The sequence below is a fragment of the Ruegeria arenilitoris genome (assembly GCF_013030985.1).
In the GTDB taxonomy this organism is placed as follows: Bacteria; Pseudomonadota; Alphaproteobacteria; order Rhodobacterales; family Rhodobacteraceae; genus Ruegeria; species Ruegeria arenilitoris_B.
The window spans coordinates 213,087-233,216 of record NZ_WPYP01000001.1 but is presented as its reverse complement, the minus strand read 5'-3'; the positions used below and the strand labels follow the sequence as shown (position 1 = coordinate 233,216).

Annotated in this window: 16 protein-coding genes; 11 read left to right on the top strand and 5 right to left on the bottom strand. The window is 59.7% G+C overall.

Annotation, left to right across the window (positions count from 1 at the left end; genetic code table 11):
* Positions 1 to 7 precede the first annotated feature (7 nt).
* On the top strand, positions 8 to 1,570 hold the full coding sequence (locus tag GOX88_RS01150) for an efflux transporter outer membrane subunit (protein WP_170398079.1): 1,563 nt from the start codon (positions 8 to 10) through the stop codon (positions 1,568 to 1,570).
* 3 nt (positions 1,571 to 1,573) lie between these two features.
* On the opposite strand, the gene mprF is transcribed toward GOX88_RS01150, so the two are convergent.
* Together mprF and GOX88_RS01140 are read right to left on the bottom strand one after the other, a co-directional pair.
* Positions 1,574 to 4,183, bottom strand: a complete 2,610-nt coding sequence (gene mprF / locus GOX88_RS01145; RefSeq protein WP_170398075.1) for a bifunctional lysylphosphatidylglycerol flippase/synthetase MprF — start codon at positions 4,181 to 4,183, stop codon at positions 1,574 to 1,576.
* A 103-nt stretch (positions 4,184 to 4,286) separates the two neighbouring features.
* Positions 4,287 to 4,715 carry an Lrp/AsnC family transcriptional regulator gene (locus GOX88_RS01140; protein WP_170324645.1) on the bottom strand — a complete coding sequence of 143 codons (429 nt, stop codon included), beginning with the start codon at positions 4,713 to 4,715 and terminating at the stop codon, positions 4,287 to 4,289.
* 86 nt (positions 4,716 to 4,801) lie between these two features.
* Between GOX88_RS01140 and rocF the strand changes: the two genes are divergently transcribed.
* From rocF to GOX88_RS01125, 3 genes are read left to right on the top strand one after another with little or no spacing between them, the layout of a single operon-like run.
* A complete protein-coding gene (gene rocF / locus GOX88_RS01135; protein ID WP_170398072.1) occupies positions 4,802 to 5,722 on the top strand; it encodes an arginase in 921 nt (306 codons plus the stop codon).
* Positions 5,722 to 6,639 (top strand): citrulline utilization hydrolase CtlX, encoded by a 918-nt coding sequence (ctlX, locus tag GOX88_RS01130; RefSeq protein WP_170398069.1) that lies wholly within the window; start codon positions 5,722 to 5,724, stop codon positions 6,637 to 6,639. Before rocF ends, ctlX begins: the two co-directional genes overlap by 1 nt.
* Positions 6,640 to 6,648: 9 nt before the next feature.
* The gene (locus GOX88_RS01125; protein ID WP_170398066.1) at positions 6,649 to 7,689 is read left to right on the top strand and encodes an ornithine cyclodeaminase; all 1,041 of its coding nucleotides are present in this window, start codon (positions 6,649 to 6,651) and stop codon (positions 7,687 to 7,689) included.
* A 51-nt stretch (positions 7,690 to 7,740) separates the two neighbouring features.
* Here the strand turns inward: GOX88_RS01125 and GOX88_RS01120 are convergent, their stop codons facing one another.
* The 3 genes from GOX88_RS01120 to GOX88_RS01110 all read right to left on the bottom strand — a co-directional run bounded on the left by GOX88_RS01120 (position 7,741) and on the right by GOX88_RS01110 (position 10,856).
* On the bottom strand, positions 7,741 to 9,144 hold the full coding sequence (locus GOX88_RS01120; RefSeq protein WP_170398063.1) for a TRAP transporter large permease: 1,404 nt from the start codon (positions 9,142 to 9,144) through the stop codon (positions 7,741 to 7,743).
* A 3-nt stretch (positions 9,145 to 9,147) separates the two neighbouring features.
* Positions 9,148 to 9,777 carry a TRAP transporter small permease subunit gene (locus tag GOX88_RS01115; RefSeq protein WP_170398060.1) on the bottom strand — a complete coding sequence of 210 codons (630 nt, stop codon included), beginning with the start codon at positions 9,775 to 9,777 and terminating at the stop codon, positions 9,148 to 9,150.
* Between the two features lie 62 nt (positions 9,778 to 9,839).
* On the bottom strand, positions 9,840 to 10,856 hold the full coding sequence (locus GOX88_RS01110) for a C4-dicarboxylate TRAP transporter substrate-binding protein (RefSeq protein WP_170398058.1): 1,017 nt from the start codon (positions 10,854 to 10,856) through the stop codon (positions 9,840 to 9,842).
* Between the two features lie 414 nt (positions 10,857 to 11,270).
* Between GOX88_RS01110 and acs the strand changes: the two genes are divergently transcribed.
* The 7 genes from acs (at position 11,271) to GOX88_RS01075 (ending at position 20,110) form a co-directional block, all read left to right on the top strand.
* Positions 11,271 to 13,235 carry an acetate--CoA ligase gene (gene acs / locus GOX88_RS01105; RefSeq protein ID WP_170398056.1) on the top strand — a complete coding sequence of 655 codons (1,965 nt, stop codon included), beginning with the start codon at positions 11,271 to 11,273 and terminating at the stop codon, positions 13,233 to 13,235.
* 7 nt (positions 13,236 to 13,242) lie between these two features.
* Entirely contained in the window at positions 13,243 to 13,926 is a 684-nt protein-coding gene (locus GOX88_RS01100) for an adenylate kinase (protein ID WP_170398053.1), read from the top strand.
* A gap of 184 nt (positions 13,927 to 14,110) precedes the next feature.
* On the top strand, positions 14,111 to 14,395 hold the full coding sequence (locus GOX88_RS01095; protein WP_170400221.1) for a DUF4212 domain-containing protein: 285 nt from the start codon (positions 14,111 to 14,113) through the stop codon (positions 14,393 to 14,395).
* 15 nt (positions 14,396 to 14,410) lie between these two features.
* Positions 14,411 to 16,195, top strand: a complete 1,785-nt coding sequence (locus tag GOX88_RS01090; RefSeq protein ID WP_170398050.1) for a sodium:solute symporter family protein — start codon at positions 14,411 to 14,413, stop codon at positions 16,193 to 16,195.
* 109 nt (positions 16,196 to 16,304) lie between these two features.
* Entirely contained in the window at positions 16,305 to 18,128 is a 1,824-nt protein-coding gene (locus tag GOX88_RS01085; protein WP_170398047.1) for a DUF294 nucleotidyltransferase-like domain-containing protein, read from the top strand.
* Between the two features lie 49 nt (positions 18,129 to 18,177).
* The gene (locus tag GOX88_RS01080) at positions 18,178 to 18,696 is read left to right on the top strand and encodes a hypothetical protein (protein ID WP_170398044.1); all 519 of its coding nucleotides are present in this window, start codon (positions 18,178 to 18,180) and stop codon (positions 18,694 to 18,696) included.
* A 1-nt stretch (position 18,697) separates the two neighbouring features.
* Positions 18,698 to 20,110 (top strand): 3'-5' exonuclease, encoded by a 1,413-nt coding sequence (locus GOX88_RS01075; RefSeq protein ID WP_170398042.1) that lies wholly within the window; start codon positions 18,698 to 18,700, stop codon positions 20,108 to 20,110.
* The last annotated feature ends 20 nt before the right edge of the window (positions 20,111 to 20,130 follow it).

Genomic DNA, 20,130 nt, shown 5'->3' with positions numbered 1-20,130 from the left:
GCATGACATGACCCGGGCCAAGCTTCACCGCAGACTGATCGGCACCGCCCTATGCACGGCCCTGCTGGTCGGCTGCACGCCAGTCGGCCCCGATTTTGTGCGCCCGAACTCTCCGGTCGTGAAGGAATGGATCGAGGTCAACAGCCCCAGCGCTGGCCCCAGCGGCCTGACCTCGCGCAGCGCGCCGGTCGTGAAATGGTGGGAGACGTTCAACGATCCCACTCTGAACAAACTGATTGCCGAGGCCTATGCCCAGAACCTTGATCTGCAAGTGGCCGGTGCCCGTGTCTTACAGGCCCGCGCGCAACTCGGGATCGCGTTCGGAGAACTGTACCCGCAATCGCAGGCCATCGGTGGATCGATTGAGCAGCGACAGATCAGCGACAACCTTAGGCCAGTTTCTGATATCCAACGGATCATCCCTCTGGATACCGAGTTTTCGACCTCACAAGTCGGGTTCGATGCCCAATGGGAGTTGGATGTTTGGGGTCAGCAACGCCGCGGCGTTCAGGCGGCGCGCTCCAATCTGGCTCTGCAGGTGGCCAACTACGACGACGCCCTGGTAACACTGACCGGGGATGTTGCGGCGCTGTATGTGAATATCCGCGCTCTGCAGGAATCTCTGACCGTTGCGCGTGAAAACATCTCACTGCAACAGGCCTCTGCCGACCTGACCCAATTGCGTTTCGACAACGGTGTGACGACCGAGTTGGACGTGCAGGAATCCACAGCGCTGCTGAACAACACCAAAGCTCTGGTGCCCGAGATCGAAAGCGACATTCAGCAAGCCAAGAATGCGCTGGCCGTGTTGCTGGGCACCACCCCGTCGCGGATGACCAGCCTGCTGGGCAATTCCGGGCGCATTCCCTCGGCTCGCTCTAACGTGGCCGTCGGCGTTCCGGCCGAGTTGCTGCGCCGCCGCCCGGACGTGCGCGCGGCAGAGCTGGCGGCGGCGACACAGTCGGCGCAGGTGGGGATCGCGATGGCTGATCTGTACCCCCAGTTCATTCTGTCGGGGTCCATTGGCCTGCAAGCCTCGGGCGGGCGGGATCTGTTTTCTTCGGCCAGCACCACCAGTCTGGCCAATGCTGGTGTGGTCTGGAACGTGCTGAACTATGGCCGGATCAAGAACAACGTCCGCGCTCAGGACGCGGCCTATCAGGCCCTGATCGCGAACTACCAGAACACCGTTCTGACCGCCTATTCCGAGGTTGAAAGCGCGATGGTTGCCTATACCCAGTCGCGCAAGCAGGTTGGGTTCTATGAGAACAGCGTGGCGGCATCGCGCAAAGCGGCCGAGATCGCGGTGGACCAATACCGCGACGGCATTGCCGACTATTCCCGTATCCTGAACACGCAGACCGCGCTGCTGCGGTCGCAAGCCAACCTGATCGAGGCGCGGCAGCAGGTGTCCAGCAATCTGGTGGCTGTCTACAAGGGTCTGGGCGGCGGCTGGCAAATCCGCCAGAATCAGGAATTCCTGCCCGAAACCGTTCTGGCCGAGATGGCCTATCGCACCGATTGGGGCGATCTGCTTCAGGAAACCCCCACTCGTGCCAGCCTGAACTGACAGCTACTTTGTCAGCCCCCGCAGTCCGCCGGATATCAGGATATTCACTTCATACAGGATACGCGGCGCGGCCAGGCCACCCGGGCTGGCCAGATAGTTCGGGCTCCATTCCGGGTCGAACTTCTGCTTGAACGACCGCAACCCTTCGAAATGATAGAACTGCTCACCATGCTCATAGACAAACCCGCCGACGCGATTCCAGAAAGAGGCCAGCTGACGGTTCTCAATACCTGAAAACGGCGCTGCCCCCAGCGAGAACCAGTGGAACCCCTGCTCTGCGCCCCAGGACATCATCTCGGCAAACAAAGCGTCCATGATGAAATTCGAGCCGTCCGGCTCATACCGCATCAGGTCCAGCGACAATTCGGACTTATGTCCGCCCTGAAACAGGTTGGCGAAGGCAACAATCTGGCCTGTATCGCCCTTCCGCAACACGGCATGGTCGAAGTAAGACAGGTATTTTTCATCAAACCCACCGAGGGCAAACCCCTTCTCTTCGCCCGCCTTTTGCTGAAGCCAGTCATCGGAAATTTTGCGCAGTTCGGGCAGGACCGGGGCCAGTTCCTCTTTCGGAATGACCTCAAATACATAACCTTCGCGTTCCGCGCGATGCTTGGCCTGCCGGAACCGCTTGCGGGACTTGCCGTCCAACGAAAAATCTTTCAGCGGAACCCGGGCGACCTCACCGATTTTCAGGATAGACAGGCCAAGATCCAGGAAGGTCGGCAGATACTTGGTGGACACGCTGTAAAACGCGCACAGCTTGCCCTCGCGATCCGCCATTTCGCGCAGTTGCCAGATCAGTTGCTGACCGGCCTTTTCATCCCCAACGGGCTCACCTTTGGTGATCAGGGCGTTGCCAGTATCGGCATAGGCCAGAAATGCGGTTTCATCCGGTGCGATCAGGAATTGCTTGTCTCCGGTCAGTGAAATCTGTGCCTCGGTATCCTCGCTTTCCAGCGCAAGACGTTCCACGGCCGGAGGAATTTCGGTGCGCTGCAACTGGGGGATTTCCCGCCCGAACAGTGAGTTCACGGCCACCACACCAAGAATGACCGCCACCACAAGGCTGGACCGCAGAAAGCGCGAGGCGTCACCGTTCCACGCGAATTCCCACCACAGCGCGTTTTGGTATTCGACATGGGAATAGGCGAACAGCCCGATCCAGAAGATGACCGCCAGCAGAGCAAAAACACTGACCAGCCACGGGATGTTCAGGCGAAAGATCGAGGCCCCACTGACGCGATAAAACGCCCCCCGGAACGTGGCAAGAACGGCGATAGAGGCCAACATGCCTATCGCCTCATGCGTATCCAAACCTTTGGTCAGCGAAGCCACGAACCCGGCCACCATCAGCAACATCGCCACGATCCATGCGCGGTAGAGCTTGCGGAACAATCCGCGCGACACAAGGATCAGCAGCACACCCACCGCACTGCCCAACAAATGCGAGGCCTCGACAAAAGACAACGGCAGGAAGTCCCGCAACAAGCCGAGGTTCTGGCTGCTGGACGGCAAAGCGCCCGAGACCAGCAAGATGACCCCCGCCACCGCAGTCACGCCCGCAGCCACCATCGGCACAATCGGGCGAATCGCACGATAGACCCAGGTCGCCGCGCCGCTGATATGGTGGCGATGCGTCAGCGCCGAGGCCACCGCAATTGACAGGCTGGCGATGACGAAGGGCAAGAAAGTGTAGACCAACCGATAAAGCAAAAGGGCCGCGATCACGTCAGACCGGCCCGAGGCGCCCAGCCCGGCGATCAGCGTCGCCTCGAACGCACCGATCCCGCCCGGGGCGTGGCTGACGATTCCAACGGCAATGGCCCCGATATAGATCGTGAAGTAATAGGGATAACCGACCCCAAGGTCATCGGGCATCAGCGTATAAAGCACCATCGAGGCGCCACACAGGTCTCCGATCGCGGCCAATGTCAGCAAGCCAGCCAGCTTGCCGCCCGGCAGGTTGAACCCAACCCCGCCGTAAGCCAGCCTGCGCCCCCCTTTGGCAAGCCAGAGGAACAGGGCAACGAGCGCTGCCAGAAGGCACAGACCGATCACGGTTTCCGTGGTGTCACTGATGGGCAGTACGTTGGAAATCCCGTCGGGATGCAGGGTCAGCAATATACCCAGCAACAGAACCAGTCCTGACCAGAACGCGATCCACGAGGTCGCGATAACGCCCGCGACCCGGCTCAGATCCAGCCCGAGCGAGGCATAGATGCGATACCGGATCGCCGTGCCGGTAATGTAGGAAAACCCAAGGCAATTGGACACAGCATAACCGCTGGCCCCGGCCATGCCAGCAACCGGCAAAGGCACCTCTCCATCCGCCACACTCTGCACGGCGAACACGTCGTACATGGACAGCGAAAGAAAGCTGAAACAGGTCCAGCAGAAGGCGACGAGCATCAGCTTCCAAGATGTATTCGCCACATCCGTCTGAACGTCACCCCATTTCACGTGATGAGACAGCTCATGCAGCACCACCAGTGCGATCAGGGTAACCAAGACCGGCACCGCAATCCTGACTAGAGGTTTTTCGAGAAACCCGGTGACCCGCTCAGCCAAGCGTACAGCCCAGAGTTCTTTGCCTGTCTCCTGCGTGGTCATGGTTTTTCCCTGCTCTGAGGTGCTGCAATGATCCCGCGGGCGGATCGGCCGCGCGAGGGAACTCTTGCACATTTTCCTTGAACCTCAAAGCACTATGGGCGGATCAGACGCGACCCTTGCGCGTGGACAGCAATAGGTTGGTCTCGGACTTGGTAATCCCCTCCATCCGCCGAATCTGAAACAGGACCTCGTCCAGTTCGGCCAGAGTCTCGGTTCCGATTTCAGCGATCAGATCCCAGCTGCCATTGGTCGTATGCACGGCGCGGACCTGACGCAGGGCGGCGATGCGGGCCATCGTGCGCTCGGTGCCACGTCCTTCGATTTCCAGCATCATCAATCCGCGCACCGGACTTTCGGCCACGTCCTGCCGGGTGAGGACGGTAAAGCCCACGATCTCGCCCGATTGCTTCAGGCGCTGCAGCCGACTGCGCACCGTCGTGCGAGTGACTCCAAGCGTTTCGGCCAGTTCGGACAGCGATGCCCGTGCATCCCGGTGTAGAGCATTCAGCAGTCTGCTATCCAAATCGTCCATAAGTGCTTCCCGTTTCGAGCGCGCCAGTTTCATTTTGAACAATTTGATCTCTTCTCGCAACCCGGCTCGCAGCTCTAAATAGTCATATGGACAACAAACACGTAATATTGGTCGGCGCTCCGATGGACGCAGGCAAGCGGCGTCAGGGCTGCCGAATGGGGCCGGACGCCTATCGGGTAGCGGGTCTGGACCAGGCTTTGGCCGATCTGGGGCACCAGGTCACCGATCTTGGTGACATCAGCCCTGACGAAACGGGCACGCCTGAACACTCACATCTGTTCGCCCTGCCCGAGGTAATCGGATGGACCAGCGCCTTGAGCCGCACGGCACAGGATACAGCACCTAATGGCCTGCCGATTTTCATGGGCGGCGATCACGCCCTGTCGATGGGCACCGTCGCCGGCATGGCCGTCCACGCAGAACGGATCGGACGCCCCCTTTTCGTGCTCTGGCTGGACGCCCATAGCGACTTTCATACGCCTGAAAGCACCGACAGCGGCAACCTGCATGGCACGCCCGTCGCGTATTTCACCGATCAACCGGGGTTCGACGCCTTTCCACCGGTGCCCGCCCCGGTGCCGACCGACCGCGTTGGAATGATTGGCCTGCGTTCTGTCGATCCGGCCGAGCGCGCACGGCTGGAACAGGACCGCGCCATGCTGGCCGATATGCGCAGCATCGATGAACACGGGATCAAAGCCCCCCTGATGGCGTTTCTGGATCGGGTTCGGGCGGCCGATGGTATCCTGCATGTCTCGCTGGATGTCGATTTCCTCGACCCGTCCATCGCCCCCGCGGTCGGCACCACCGTCCCCGGCGGTGCGACCGAACGCGAGGCGCATCTGGTGATGGAACTGCTGCACGAAAGCGGCCTCGTCTGTTCGCTGGATCTGGTCGAGCTGAACCCGTTCCTCGACGAACGTGGCCGCACCGCAAAACTGATGGTCGACCTGGCCGCCTCTTTGCTGGGCCGCCGCATCTTCGACCGCCCAACTCGGAGTTTCTGATGCAATCTCTGCAAGCCCCTTCAGCCGTCGTGATGATCCGGCCTCATGCCTTTACCTCAAACCCCGAGACACAGGGTGACAACGCGTTTCAGACACTCGCCACGCACACGGCGACACCCTCTGACGCGGCGCGCGCGGAACATGACAAAGCGGTCGCTCAGTTGCGTGATGCCGGCGTGAGGGTTCACGTCTTTGACGATCACGGCGATCTGGACACGCCCGACAGTGTATTCCCGAACAACTGGTTCTCGACCCATCCCGGCGGGCATGTCGCGATCTATCCAATGTATGTTCCGTCGCGTCGGCGTGAGCGCCGGGCGGACGTCATCGAAGTGTTGAAACAGGAATACCGCGTTCAGGACGTGATCGACTATTCTGGTCTGGAACAGGACAAGCTGGCGCTGGAAGGCACCGGCGCGATGGTCTTGGACCACATCGGCCGCGTGGCTTATACCGTCAAATCCAACCGTGCCGATCCCGTGCTGTTGGAGCGTTTTTGCACCCATTTCAACTATGAGCCCATCGTGTTCGAAGCGAAGGATGGCGGGGGGCGCGATGTTTATCACACCAATGTTCTGATGGGCATCGGCACGAACTACGCGCTGATTTGCCTGGATATGATCACCGACCCGGAACGCCGCGCGACGGTCCAGGCGCGACTTGAGGAAAGCGGTCGTACCGTGATTGATCTGAGCCACGAGCAGATCGCCGAGTTCGCCGGTAACGCCATTGAACTCAGCGGTCGCGACGGTCTGGTGCTGGCTCTGTCCAGCCGGGCGCTTGCCGCGCTTGCCCCTGAACAAATCGCTACAATCGAGGCCAGCGCCACGCCGCTGCCGCTCTCGGTTCCGACAATTGAAACTGCCGGTGGATCCGTGCGCTGCATGATTGCAGGCATCCACCTGTCCCGCCGATAGGAGACCCCGATGCAACCTTCTGACAAGGCGCTTGTGCCTTTCGTGTCCGTCGACAACATGATGCGTCTGGTGCATCACGTTGGGGTCGAGCAGATGATCACTCAGATCGCGGCTCAGATCGAATCCGATTTCAAACGCTGGGAAAGCTTCGACAAAACGCCCCGCATCCCGGCCCACTCGCCGCATGGCGTGATCGAACTTATGCCGACCTCGGACGGTGAGGCTTATGGGTTCAAATACGTCAACGGTCACCCCAAGAACACCTCAGAGGGGTTACAGACCGTGACCGCCTTTGGCCTGCTGGCGGATGTTTACACCGGTTACCCCACCCTGCTGACCGAAATGACAATGCTGACCGCGCTGCGAACTGCGGCAACCTCGGCACTGGTCGGCAGCTATCTGGCGCCGAAGTCCTCAACAGTCATGGCCATGATCGGCAATGGCGCGCAGTCGGAGTTCCAATGCCTGGCCTTCAAGGCGATGTGCGGGATTACGACCGTGCGCCTCTATGACACCGACAGCAACGCGACCAAGAAATGCGCCGCCAACTTGCAAGGGACCGGTTTGACCGTTGTTTCCTGTTCAACCCCCGAAGAGGCCATCGAGGGCGCGCATATTATCACCACCTGCACGGCCGATAAGAAGTATGCCACGATCCTGACCGACAACATGGTCGGTCCCGGTGTGCACATCAACGCCATCGGCGGCGACTGCCCGGGCAAAACGGAACTGCACCGGGATATCCTTCTGCGCTCGGACATCTTTGTCGAATACCCCGAACAAACGCGGATCGAAGGCGAGATTCAGGCGCTGGAGGACGATCACCCTGTGACCGAGATGTGGCAGGTCATGACCGGACAGGCCGAGGGGCGCCGCGACGACCGGCAGATCACCCTGTTCGACAGTGTGGGCTTTGCAATCGAGGACTTCTCCGCTCTGCGCTATGTCAAATCTGCTATTGAAGGCACCAATTTCTTTGAACCCCTCGACATGCTGGCTGACCCGGATGACCCGCGCGATCTGTATGGGATGCTCATGCGGGCAAGCTGAAGAACCCGCAATTAGCTTTACCTCGCCCCCGGTTAACCCCGGGGGCTTTTTCTATCCGGCCAGCGACGGCAAGTAGAGAACAATGCTCGGGAACGCCACGAGCAGCGCGATGGTTACGCCGTCCGCGATAAAGAACGGCGTGACGCCCTTGAACACATCCTGAACGCTCAGGTCCGGGCGCACACCAGCCACCACAAAACAGTTCAGACCGATGGGTGGTGTGATCAGACAGAACTCGGCCATTTTGACCACCAAAATACCGAACCAGATCGCACACATCGGGCCGGACATGCCGAAGGTACTGTCCGCTGCGCTGACTGCCTCCCCGCCGTTCAGGGCCATCACCGCTGGGTAGACCACCGGCAATGTAAGCAGCAGCATCCCAATGGCGTCCATGAACATGCCGAGCACCGCATAGGCCAGAAGGATGCAGATCAGGATCAGCATCGGCGACATTTCCAGCGAGGTAATCCAGTCCGAAAACGCCCCCGGCAGGTCGGCGAACCCCAGAAACCGGACATAGATCAGCACGCCCCAGATGATCGTGAAGATCATGGCCGTCAACTTGGCGGTTTCCAGCAGCGCCGATTTCAACTCGGACCACCGCATCCCGTGGAACAGGGCAAAGCAGAAGACGATAAAGGCACCGATGGCGCCGCCTTCGGTCGGGGTGCCCCAAGCCTTTTCCCCGAACGGGTTGTAGACAAAGCAGATGATGATCAGGATCACGGCCACGATGGGAAACGCGCCGGGCAAAGAGGCGAAGCGCTGTTTCCAAGTAAAGCCTGTGACCGGTGGGCCAACACTCTTGAAGAAAACTGCAATCCCAACGATCAGCAACCCGTAGATCACCGCCGAAAAGGCGCCCGGAATGAAACCGGCCAGCAACAGCTTGCCCACGTCTTGCTCAACGATGATAGCGTAGATCACCAGAATGGCCGAAGGCGGGATCAGCGAGGCCAACGTGCCTCCGGCGGCAACGACTCCGGCGGCGAATTGCTTGTTGTAGCCGACCTTCAGCATCTCGGGGATGGCGATGCGGGCGAAGACGGCCGACGTGGCGACCGACGCACCCGACACCGCGGCGAACCCGGCGGTTGCAAACACGGTCGAAACCGCCAGCCCACCCGGCACCCACGCCACCCAGCGTTTGGCGGCCTCGAACAATGCGCGCGTGAGGCCCGCATAATAGGCCAGATAACCGATCAGGATGAAGGTCGGGATCAGGCTGAGCGTATGGGCAGCCACTTTGGAATGCGGTACCTGCCCGGCCGTTTTGACGGCCACCGTTAAGGCTTTGCCAAAGCGATCGGGATCGTATCCGAATTTAGCCCAGAAAATCCAGACCAGCCCGACCAACCCGGCAAGCCCCGCCGCAAAGGCTACACGCATTCCCGTGACAACCAATAGCAGCAGGCCACCAGTGACCCACAGACCAATGTCTATCGTGTCCATACGCTAGTCCTGCCCCTCGAATTGCTCTGCTTCAGCAGCAGCCTGCGCCGCCGCATCTTGGATCAGCGGCACTGCCACAGGATGCTCGAGACCCAACACAAGGGCGCGCCCGTATCCCCAGACCTGTAGCACCAACCTTGCACACAGGACCGAAAAAGCCACTGGCGCCAGTAGCTTGGCGGGCCAGAGCGGAATACCGATGTCAATCGAACTGTCGCGGCTCCACATCGGGGCACCAAAGTCGAAAGAGCGGTCGAAATGGGACCAACTGCCCCAAACCAGCGCCAGCATCAGAACAAGGATGAGGATCACCGAGATCAGCTCGAACAGCCACAACGCCCGGCCATGCAGGCGCGAGATCATGATATCCATCCGGATATGGCCGCCTTCGCGCTGCACATAGGAAATGCCCAGAAAGGCGATCAGGGGCATGGCCTGTTCGATCCAGTCCACATAGCCCGGCAGCGGCGCATTGATCGCATTGCGGCCGCTGACCGAAACCACGGCCAACACCATAAGCCCGAACACGGCAAGACCGCTGATCAGTGCCAGAAACTGCTCTAACTTCAATAGATGACGGTCCAGCCAGCTAAGACCGCTGCCGTCTTCAAGCACCGTGGCCTGTCCTGCCATTCCGGTGATCCCCTGTATTTGAATGGTGTCCGGGTGCCCGATCAGGCACCCGGATCAGGCAATCAGTTACCGCCGCGCTGCTGCTTCAGCGTTGTCTGGACCAGATCATAAAGATCCTGCGCCGGAAAACCCTGAGCGGTCATGTCTGCGATCCATTGTTCACGAATCGGATCTGCAGCCTTGGCGCGGAACTCTTCGATCACGGCATCGTCGATCTCGACCTTCTGGACGCCCTTTTCTTCCAGAACGCTGTCCCATTTCTCAAGTAGCCCGCCGTAATTGGCGAGGTAGTGATCAATCGCCTCGCTGATCGAGCTGTTCAGCGCTTCGCGATGTTCAGCAGGCAGCGCCTCATAGGCTTCGATATTCACCACAACCGGGCAGTTGACGGTGCCGGGGTTCAGGTTAGCGGTCCACCAGTCGGCCTCATTGATGGTGCCAAAAGAAAGATGTGCGTGCTGGGCAAAAGCCACCGTATCGACGACACCGGACTCCATCGCATTGAACGCCTCGGTTGCGGGGACCGAGGTCGGCACACCACCGACGGCTTCGAACGCCTGCCCCAGACCACCGGTCGCGCGCACGCGCATCCCGTCGAACTCGGCCAGTTCGTCACGCGGATCACCGGTGCCGACCAGATTGTACTGCGGCATGGGCGAAGTCATGATAATGCGGGCATTCCACTTCGCCATCTCATCCTTGACCGCCGGGTGATCATAGACGGCGTGGCTGACGGCCACCTCTTCTTCCAAAGTGTTCACACCCAGAAACGGCAGTTCCAGCACGGTGATGGCGCGGTTCTTATCGCGGTGATAGCCGGCGCAGAACTGGGCCATCTCGAATGCGCCGATCTCGATCCCGTCCAGATTTTCCTTGGGTTTGGACAGGCCGCCGTAGCTGACGTTGATGGTAAACTCGCCACCGGTCTTTTCACTGACCAGCTCGGCCAGCTTTTCCACATGCTCGGTAAAGGCGCGCCGTTTACCCCAGACAGAGGCATTCCATTCGGTTGCTGCGGCCTCGGTGACGAATGCAACACCCAAGGCGGCGACTGCAGCGCCGCTCAAATATTTTTTCATGATGAGTTCTCCCTTTGCTGCGCTTCTTGTCCAAGCGCTTGAGATTCAAGCTAGCGCCAACATCGAAATGTGCCAACCCCGGACGGGCTGCTGCAATGGCGACCGCCAGCGCTAACAACCAAAAGATGAAATGAATGTGCGCAAAATACCGAAACCGCCCTGACGGGGCACGGCGAACATCATTAACACGCAACATTTTGTTTTTTATTCTGTTTTGCAGCTATATCTTACTTTTTTTACTACTTTGCCAAAGTCGGTAAAATTTGTTTACAAACAAATGCTGGGATTTCGGTAATTTATTTCATTGTTTTCAGTTCTCCGTATTATCCAAGTCGGGGAGGAAACGGATCGACAGCGCTCGTTGGGCGGGCAATATCGTTCCAATAATTTCAGTCCAGAGGGAGGAGCCTCAGTATGACAACCGCTGCCCAGGCAGATGCCAACGTCTATCCGCCGTCCGCCGAGACCGTTGCGCGTGCACATGTCGATGCCGACAAGTACAACGAAATGTACAAGGCCTCGATTGAAGATCCCGTCGCGTTCTGGGGTGAGCAAGGCAAGCGGATCGACTGGATCAAGCCGTTCAACCAGGTCAAGGATGTCAACTATGACCTCGGGTCGGTCAATATCAACTGGTACGCCGACGGCACGCTGAACGTTTCCGCCAACTGCCTGGACCGTCACCTGAAAACGCGCGGCGATCAGACCGCCATCATCTGGGAGCCGGATGATCCGACTGACGCGGCACAGCACATCACCTATGCCGAACTGCACCGCCGCACCTGCCGCATGGCCAACATCCTGGAATCGATGGGCGTGCGTAAAGGTGACCGTGTTGTCATCTACCTGCCAATGATCCCCGAAGCGGCTTATGCGATGCTGGCCTGTGCCCGTATCGGTGCGATCCACTCGATCGTGTTCGCTGGTTTCTCTCCTGACGCCCTGGCAGCCCGTGTAAACGGAAGCGACGCCAAAGTTATCATCACCGCCGACGAAGCGCCGCGTGGTGGACGTAAAACGCCTCTGAAATCCAACGCGGATGCTGCGCTGCTGCACTGCAAGGACACGGTGAAATGTCTGGTCGTCAAGCGGACGGGCGGTCAAACCACCTGGGTTTCCGGCCGGGACTACGATTATAACGAAATGGCTCTGGAAGCGGATGACTATTGCGCGCCCGCCGAAATGAACGCCGAAGACCCGCTGTTCATTCTCTACACTTCGGGTTCGACCGGTCAGCCGAAAGGTGTTGTGCATACCACCGGTGGCTATCTGGTCTATGCCGCGCTGACCCACGAAGTGACTTTCGACTACCACGAAGGTGACGTGTACTGGTGTACTGCGGATGTGGGCTGGGTCACCGGTCACAGCTATATCGTCTATGGCCCGCTGGCCAACGGCGCGACCTCGGTGATGTTTGAAGGTGTTCCGACCTATCCGGATGCGGGTCGTTTCTGGGAAGTCTGCGCCAAGCACAAGGTGAACCAGTTCTATACCGCTCCGACCGCTATTCGCGCCCTGATGGGTCAGGGTAGCGAGTGGGTCGAAAAACATGACCTCAGCGATCTGAAAGTGCTGGGCACAGTGGGTGAGCCGATCAACCCCGAGGCGTGGAACTGGTACAACGAGGTTGTCGGCAAGGGAAAATGCCCGATCGTCGACACTTGGTGGCAGACCGAAACCGGCGGCCACCTGATGACGCCCCTGCCCGGCGCCCACGCGATGAAACCCGGCGCGGCCATGAAGCCCTTCTTTGGTATTCAACCCGTCGTGCTGGACCCGCAATCCGGTGTTGAAATCAACGGCAACGGTGTCGAGGGTGTTCTGTGCATCAAAGACAGCTGGCCGGGCCAAATGCGCACCGTCTGGGGCGACCATGAGCGGTTCGAGAAGACCTATTTCTCGGATTACAAGGGCTACTACTTCACCGGCGACGGCTGCCGCCGTGACGAAGATGGCGATTACTGGATCACCGGTCGCGTCGATGATGTGATCAACGTGTCGGGTCACCGTATGGGCACAGCCGAGGTCGAAAGCGCGCTGGTGGCGCACGCCGCCGTGGCCGAGGCCGCCGTGGTGGGCTATCCCCATGAAATCAAAGGACAAGGCATCTATTGCTATGTCACTCTGATGAATGACCGCGAGCCTTCCGACGACCTGCTGAAAGAACTGCGCACCTGGGTCCGGACCGAGATTGGCCCGATCGCCTCACCGGATGTAATCCAGTGGGCCCCTGGCCTGCCCAAAACCCGTTCGGGCAAAATCATGCGCCGTATCCTGCGCAAGATTGCCGAGAACGACTTTGGCTCGCTGGGTGACACCTCGACCCTGGCCGATCCGTCGGTGGTCGATGACCTGATCGCAAACCGCGCGAACAAGTGAGGTTGTGATGGACGTTGCCGCTACCACTACCCCCGCCGTTCTGATCCTTCTCGGCCCTCCGGGCGCCGGGAAGGGCACGCAAGCTCGTATGCTGGAAGACAAGTTCGGGCTGGTTCAACTCAGCACCGGTGATCTGCTGCGCGATGCCGTTGCTGCAGGCACTGAGGCTGGTCTGGCCGCCAAGGCCGTCATGGAGGCCGGTGATCTTGTCAGCGATGAGATCGTGATCGCCATCCTGCGGGACCGCATGGCCCAGCCGGATTGCGCCAAAGGCGTTATTCTGGACGGCTTCCCCCGCACCACGGTTCAGGCCGAGGCGCTGGATGGCCTGCTGAGCTCTGCCGGACAAAAGATCAGCGCCGCGATCAGCCTCGAGGTTCAGGACGACGAAATGGTGATCCGCATCTCGGGTCGCTACACCTGCGCCGGCTGCGGTGAAGGCTATCACGATCAGTTCAAGCAACCTGCCGAGGAGGGCAAGTGCGACAAGTGTGGCCACACCGAATTCAAGCGCCGCGCCGATGATAATGCGGAAACCGTGGCCTCGCGCCTAGCCGCGTATCACGCGCAGACGGCACCGCTGATTGACTACTATCAGGCCCAAGGCGTGCTGAATGGCATCGACGCCATGGGCCAGATCGATGACATCGCCAACGACATGCAAGGGCTCGTGCGCGAGGTCATGAACTAAGGGGAGGAGATAAGCCCACGGGGCTTTGATCCTACAACAGAATACTTCAAAGGACCCGCCTTGGCGGACCGGTGGAGTTTTGCCTGACGCCAACCCGGTGTTCGGCACAATCGAGAAGCGGCCCGACGCACTGGAGGAGTTGGGTGACGGGCCGCCCAACGAGGAAGCGAAGGAGGAACCCGCAATGGCGGATCATTCAACAAACTCCGCGCAGACTGCCGAAGCCGATAAGGGCTATTGGCAGGCCAACCTGCGCCTCATCTACATCAGCCTCGTCATCTGGGCGCTGGTGTCGTTTGGATTCGGCATTCTGCTGCGTCCGCTACTGTCGGGCATCGCCGTTGGCGGAACCGATCTGGGCTTTTGGTTCGCTCAGCAGGGATCGATTCTGGTCTTTCTGGTGCTGATCTTCAACTACGCCTGGCGCATGAACAAGCTGGACGCCGAATACGGCGTAGACGAAGAGTAAGGGAGAGCGGGGAAAATGGATCAGTTTACCATCAACCTGCTGTTTGTTGGCGCGTCCTTTGCGCTATACATCGGCATCGCGATCTGGGCCCGCGCGGGTTCCACATCGGAATTCTACGCCGCCGGTCGCGGCGTTCACCCGGTCACCAACGGTATGGCGACAGCGGCGGACTGGATGTCCGCGGCCTCGTTCATCTCGATGGCGGGCCTGATTGCCTTTACCGGCTATGACAACTCGACCTTCCTGATGGGTTGGACCGGTGGCTACGTGCTGCTGGCTCTGCTGCTTGCGCCTTACCTGCGTAAGTTCGGCAAATACACCGTCTCGGAATTCATCGGCGACCGCTTCTACAGCCAGACCGCACGTATCGTTGCTGTGATCTGTCTGATCGTCGCGTCGGTGACCTACGTGATCGGTCAGATGACCGGCGTGGGCGTGGCCTTTGGCCGCTTCCTTGAGGTGTCGAACACATCCGGTCTGCTGATCGGTGCCTGTGTCGTGTTTGCTTACGCGGTGTTCGGCGGGATGAAGGGTGTGACCTACACCCAGGTTGCTCAGTACTGCGTGCTGATCACAGCCTACACCATCCCGGCGATCTTCATCTCGCTGCAGCTGACCGGCACACCGATCCCGGCCCTGGGTCTGTTCGGTGACACCGCCAGCGGTGAGCCCCTGCTGACCAAGCTGGACGCGATCGTTACCGAGCTGGGTTTTGCTGACTACACGGCACACCACTCGAACACGCTGAACATGGTTCTGTTCACGCTGTCGCTGATGATCGGTACTGCCGGTCTGCCGCACGTGATCATGCGCTTCTTCACCGTGCCGAAAGTGTCTGACGCACGTTGGTCGGCTGGCTGGACGCTGGTCTTCATCGCTCTGCTGTACCTGACCGCCCCTGCGGTTGGCGCAATGGCGCGTCTGAACATCACCGACATGATGTGGCCCAACGGTGGCATCGAAGGTGGCGCTGTTTCGGTCGAGGAAATCGACACCGATCCGCGCTATGACTGGATGAAAACCTGGCAGAAAACCGGTCTTCTGGATTGGGAAGACAAGAACGACGACGGCAAGATCCAGTACTACAACGACAAGTCCGAAAAGATGCAGGAAATTGCTGCGGAAAAAGGCTGGGTTGGCAACGAGCTGACCAAGTTCAACCGTGACATCCTGGTTCTGGCCAACCCCGAGATTGCCAACCTGCCGGGTTGGGTGATCGGTCTGGTCGCGGCTGGTGGTCTTGCGGCTGCTCTGTCGACCGCTGCGGGCCTGTTGCTGGCGATTTCGTCGGCTGTGTCCCACGACCTTGTCAAAGGCGCAATCAACCCGCAGATTTCGGAAAAAGGTGAGCTGATGGCGGCTCGGATCGCAATGGCTGTGGCTATCGTTGTCGCAACCTATCTGGGTCTGAACCCACCGGGCTTTGCGGCGCAAACCGTGGCCTTGGCCTTCGGTCTGGCGGCTGCCTCGATCTTCCCGGCACTGATGATGGGGATCTTCTCGACCCGCATCAACAACACCGGCGCGGTTGCTGGTATGCTGGCAGGTCTGACCGTTACGCTGATCTACATCTTCCTGCACAAGGGCTGGCTGTTCATTCCGGGCACCAACTCGTTCACCGATGCTGACCCGCTGCTGGGTCCGATCAAGTCGACCTCGTTCGGCGCCATCGGTGCGATGATCAACTTTGCAGTCGCATATGTTGTCGCCGGTATGACCAAAGAGACTCCGCAGGAGATCGTTGAATTGGTCGAAAGCGTTCGCATTCCCCGTGGCGCGGGCGCAGCTCAGAGTAAATGAGCATGATGCGGCATATGGCTAACTTCCATGTGTCGCATTTTTCGATCTACTACTCCCGTCCGGCACACCACCGGGCGGGATTTTTCAACCAAAGACCCAGGATTTCATGATGCCCCTTTCACATGACCAGATCACCCGGTTTCTGAAATCCGTACACCCCTATGACGCCCTGCCCGCCACAGCACTGGACGATCTGGCCAAACAGATCGAGGTGCGCGAGGTGGATGAAGGCTCCCCGGTTTACAAATTGGGCCACACCCTGCCCGGTATCTTCCTGATCTATGAGGGTCAGGTCGAGATCACGGATGAAAACGGCGCCGTGGTCTCTCATCTCGGGCTTAGAAATTCCTTTGGCGAGCGCGGCCTGCTGAAAAACGGCAAAGCTGCAACGCATGCGCACGCAGATACCCCGACTGTTCTTTTTGTCCTGCCCCCCGCTGTGGTGCGTCAACTGATCGACAGCCATGACTTCGTCGCCAAGTTCTTTGACCGGACACGCGGTGAGCGGTCCGGGCCGCAAAGCCTGGCCACCACTGCGATAGATGTATTGATGGCCCGCGATCCCGCCACCTGCCCCGCAGCCATGCCGGTTCAGGAGGCCGCGCGGTTGATGCGTGATCGCCATATCTCAAGCCTCTGCGTGACCGAGGGCGAGTCGTTGCAAGGCATTGTCACGCTGCGCGACATCTCGGGCAAATACGTGGCGGACGCCATGCCCGAGACCACGTCGGTGTCGGCGATCATGACTGCTGATCCGATCACTTTGTCACCCTCCGATATCGGCTCGGATGTGCTGCATGTGATGATGGAACGCGGGATTGGTCACATCCCGGTTTCTGAGGGCGGCAAGCTGGTCGGCATCGTGACACAGACCGACCTGACCCATTATCAGGCGGTCAGTTCGGCCGGATTGGTCCGTCAGATCGCCCTTGCCAATTCAGCCGCTGAAATGGCATTGGTTACGGCCGAAATCCCGCAATTGCTGGTGCAACTGGTTGCGGCTGGCAACCGGCACGAAATCGTCACCCGCCTGATTACCGACATTGCCGACACTGCTACACGGCGGCTGCTGGTATTGGCCGAAAAGAAACTTGGTCCACCGCCGGTGCCCTATTTGTGGCTGGCCTGCGGCTCGCAAGGGCGTCAGGAACAGACCGGCGTGTCGGATCAGGACAACTGCCTGGTGCTGGATGACCGCGTGACCGATGCGGATATGACCTATTTCACGGAACTGGCGAAATTTGTGTCAGACGGGCTGGATACCTGCGGATATTTCTATTGCCCCGGCGACATGATGGCGACCAATCCCCGCTGGTGTCAGCCGGTGCAAGTCTGGCGCGACTATTTCAAGGGCTGGATCGCGAAACCGAACCCCGAGGCACAGATGCTGGCCTCGGTCATGTTCGACCTGCGCCCGATCGGCGGCGCATTCGAGCTGTTTACCGAACTTCAGGCCGACACGCTGGCCGCGGCCAATGCGAATTCGATTTTCGTGGCGCATATGATTTCGAACTCGCTGAAACACACACCACCACTTGGCCTGCTGCGGGGCTTCGCCACTATCCGCTCGGGTGAGCACCGCAACACGCTGGACCTGAAGCACAATGGCGTGGTGCCGGTGGTCGATCTGGCCCGCGTCTACAGCCTGCAGGGCCAGCTGACCGAGGCCAACACCCGCGCCCGCCTGAAAGCCGCCGAAGCCGCCGGAGTGCTCAGCCCGGCAGGTGCGCGGGACATTCTGGACGCCTATGACCTGATTGCCGAGACCCGGCTGGAACATCAGGCAAGGCTGGTCAAATCCGGCGAAAAGCCCGACAACTATCTTCCGCCATCCGCCCTGTCGGATTTCGAGCGAAGCCATCTGCGCGACGCCTTCGTTGTTGTAAAAACAATGCAATCTGCGGTGGGCCATGGCAAAGGTATGCTTGGCTAGGCCGGAATAACACTAAACGGACGCAAGCGTCCGAAATTCGGAGAGACACATGTTTCTGGAACTGATCGGCACCATCTTTGCAGGCTTCGCCTTTGCAGGTGTGGTGATGGTAGTGAACAAACTGACGGGCGGCCGTCTGCCCCGTTGGGCGGCTCCGGTTGCAGCGGGGCTGGGCATGATCGGCATGACCATCGCCAGCGAATATTCCTGGTATGACCGCACCGTCGAAACCCTGCCCGAAGGCATGGAAATCGTACAGGAGGTCGAAAGCCGTGCCTTCTATCGTCCGTGGACCTATGCGGTGCCTTTCGTCGACCGGTTCGCGGCCATCGATACGGTCTCGGTCCGTACCAACGAACAGGTTCCCCAGCAACGTCTTGTGGACCTGTATTTCTTTGGCCGCTGGGCCCCGATATCGAAATTGCCGGTGGCCGTCGATTGCGCCTCCAACAGCCGGGCCAGTCTGGCGGACGGCGTTGAATTTGGAGATGACGGCCATTTGCTGAACGTCGATTGGGTGAATGCCGATGACGGCGACCCAGTAATCGAGGCAACCTGCGGAGTGTAACATGCTGACCCGGCTAAGCCTGCGCATACGTATTTTCCTGTTTTTCTGCCTGCTGGCCCTGGGGGGCGTGGTGGTCAGCTCTCTGGCACTGTGGATCAGCTACAGGCGCGCTGCGGATCCGGCTCTGGCAAATGCCTTCATCTTTGCCGAAATCCTCATGGCATTCGGCATGGTCGGCCTGATCGTCGGCGTATGGCTGCTGTTTGACGACAATGTCGCCAAACCGATCGAGCGTTTGTCAGCTCAACTGCGCGCCCGTGCTCATGCCGGTGTCAGTACGGATGTCGACATGCAGGCCGCGCGTTATCTGGGCGATCTGGCCCCAGCAGCGGCCGGTCTGGCCGATCAATTGTCAGGTAAAACGATGGATGTTGCCGAGGCCGTCGCAGCCGAAACGGCCCATCTTGCCGCCGAAAAACAACGGCTGACGGCACTGTTGACCGAGATCCCGGTTGCGATGGTTCTGGCCAGTCCGACCCATAAGATCGTTCTCTATGACGGTCAGGCTGCCGGGGTTCTGGCCCAAATCGCACATCCCCGTCTGAATGCCTCCCTTTTCGAATACCTGCAGCCCACAGCACTTCAGGAAGCTTATGAAAAACTAAGCAAAACCGGACTCGAGGTCGCCTGCACACTGGCCAGCATCGACGGCGCGCAGACCTATTCCGCCCGGATGAAGCCACTGGGCGACGCGCCCGGTTACCTGCTGATCTTTGACGACAGCGCAGCCAATATCGAACCCGAGGCCGCTCGGCCTCTGGTCTATGATTTCGACCTGCTGAACAGCGCGACCGGGGGCCAGTTTGAAACCCTTGCACTTCAGGATCTGTGCTTTGTCGTCTTTGACACCGAAACCACCGGGTTGCTGCCGCATAAGGACGAGATCGTCCAGATCGGCGCGGTTCGGGTGGTGAACGGCCGGATTGTCGAGGGTGAGAAGCTGGACATGCTGGTCAATCCCGGGATGCCGATCCCGCCGGCCTCGACCAAGGTGCACAAGGTCAGCGACCGCATGGTCGAAGGCGCACCGGATATTACCGATGCCGGACGCACCTTTCACCAGTTCGCGCGGGATGCGGTGATCGTCGCGCACAACGCGCCCTTCGATATGGCCTTTCTGCGGCGTCACGCCAAGCGTATGGATGTCGAATGGGGCCACCCCATTCTGGACACGGTACTGTTGTCTGCGGTTCTGTTTGGGGCCAGCGACAAACACACGCTGGACGCCCTCTGCGACAGGCTGGAGATCACCATTCCGCACGAGCTGCGTCACACGGCGCTTGGGGATGCGGTCGCCACGGCGCAGGCACTGGTCAAGATGCTGCCGATGCTGCAGGCGCGCGGCATGACGACCTTTGGGGCCGTCATCGAGGCCACCCGTCAGCACGGCCGTTTGCTGGAAGACCTGAACTAACCGTAAAATATTCGAGCCAA

Excerpts from the sequence above, each read along its gene's own strand:
- GOX88_RS01115 (WP_170398060.1), bottom strand. The coding sequence starts at position 9,777 with ATGGCAGGACAGGCCACGGTGCTTGAAGACGGCAGCGGTCTTAGCTGG.
- GOX88_RS01120 (WP_170398063.1), bottom strand. The coding sequence starts at position 9,144 with ATGGACACGATAGACATTGGTCTGTGGGTCACTGGTGGCCTGCTGCTA.
- rocF (WP_170398072.1), top strand. The coding sequence starts at position 4,802 with ATGGACAACAAACACGTAATATTGGTCGGCGCTCCGATGGACGCAGGC.
- GOX88_RS01095 (WP_170400221.1), top strand. The coding sequence starts at position 14,111 with ATGGCGGATCATTCAACAAACTCCGCGCAGACTGCCGAAGCCGATAAG.
- GOX88_RS01150 (WP_170398079.1), top strand. The coding sequence starts at position 8 with ATGACCCGGGCCAAGCTTCACCGCAGACTGATCGGCACCGCCCTATGC.
- mprF (WP_170398075.1), bottom strand. The coding sequence starts at position 4,183 with ATGACCACGCAGGAGACAGGCAAAGAACTCTGGGCTGTACGCTTGGCT.
- GOX88_RS01085 (WP_170398047.1), top strand. The coding sequence starts at position 16,305 with ATGCCCCTTTCACATGACCAGATCACCCGGTTTCTGAAATCCGTACAC.
- GOX88_RS01140 (WP_170324645.1), bottom strand. The coding sequence starts at position 4,715 with ATGGACGATTTGGATAGCAGACTGCTGAATGCTCTACACCGGGATGCA.
- acs (WP_170398056.1), top strand. The coding sequence starts at position 11,271 with ATGACAACCGCTGCCCAGGCAGATGCCAACGTCTATCCGCCGTCCGCC.
- GOX88_RS01090 (WP_170398050.1), top strand. The coding sequence starts at position 14,411 with ATGGATCAGTTTACCATCAACCTGCTGTTTGTTGGCGCGTCCTTTGCG.
- GOX88_RS01110 (WP_170398058.1), bottom strand. The coding sequence starts at position 10,856 with ATGAAAAAATATTTGAGCGGCGCTGCAGTCGCCGCCTTGGGTGTTGCA.
- GOX88_RS01100 (WP_170398053.1), top strand. The coding sequence starts at position 13,243 with ATGGACGTTGCCGCTACCACTACCCCCGCCGTTCTGATCCTTCTCGGC.
- ctlX (WP_170398069.1), top strand. The coding sequence starts at position 5,722 with ATGCAATCTCTGCAAGCCCCTTCAGCCGTCGTGATGATCCGGCCTCAT.
- GOX88_RS01125 (WP_170398066.1), top strand. The coding sequence starts at position 6,649 with ATGCAACCTTCTGACAAGGCGCTTGTGCCTTTCGTGTCCGTCGACAAC.
- GOX88_RS01075 (WP_170398042.1), top strand. The coding sequence starts at position 18,698 with ATGCTGACCCGGCTAAGCCTGCGCATACGTATTTTCCTGTTTTTCTGC.
- GOX88_RS01080 (WP_170398044.1), top strand. The coding sequence starts at position 18,178 with ATGTTTCTGGAACTGATCGGCACCATCTTTGCAGGCTTCGCCTTTGCA.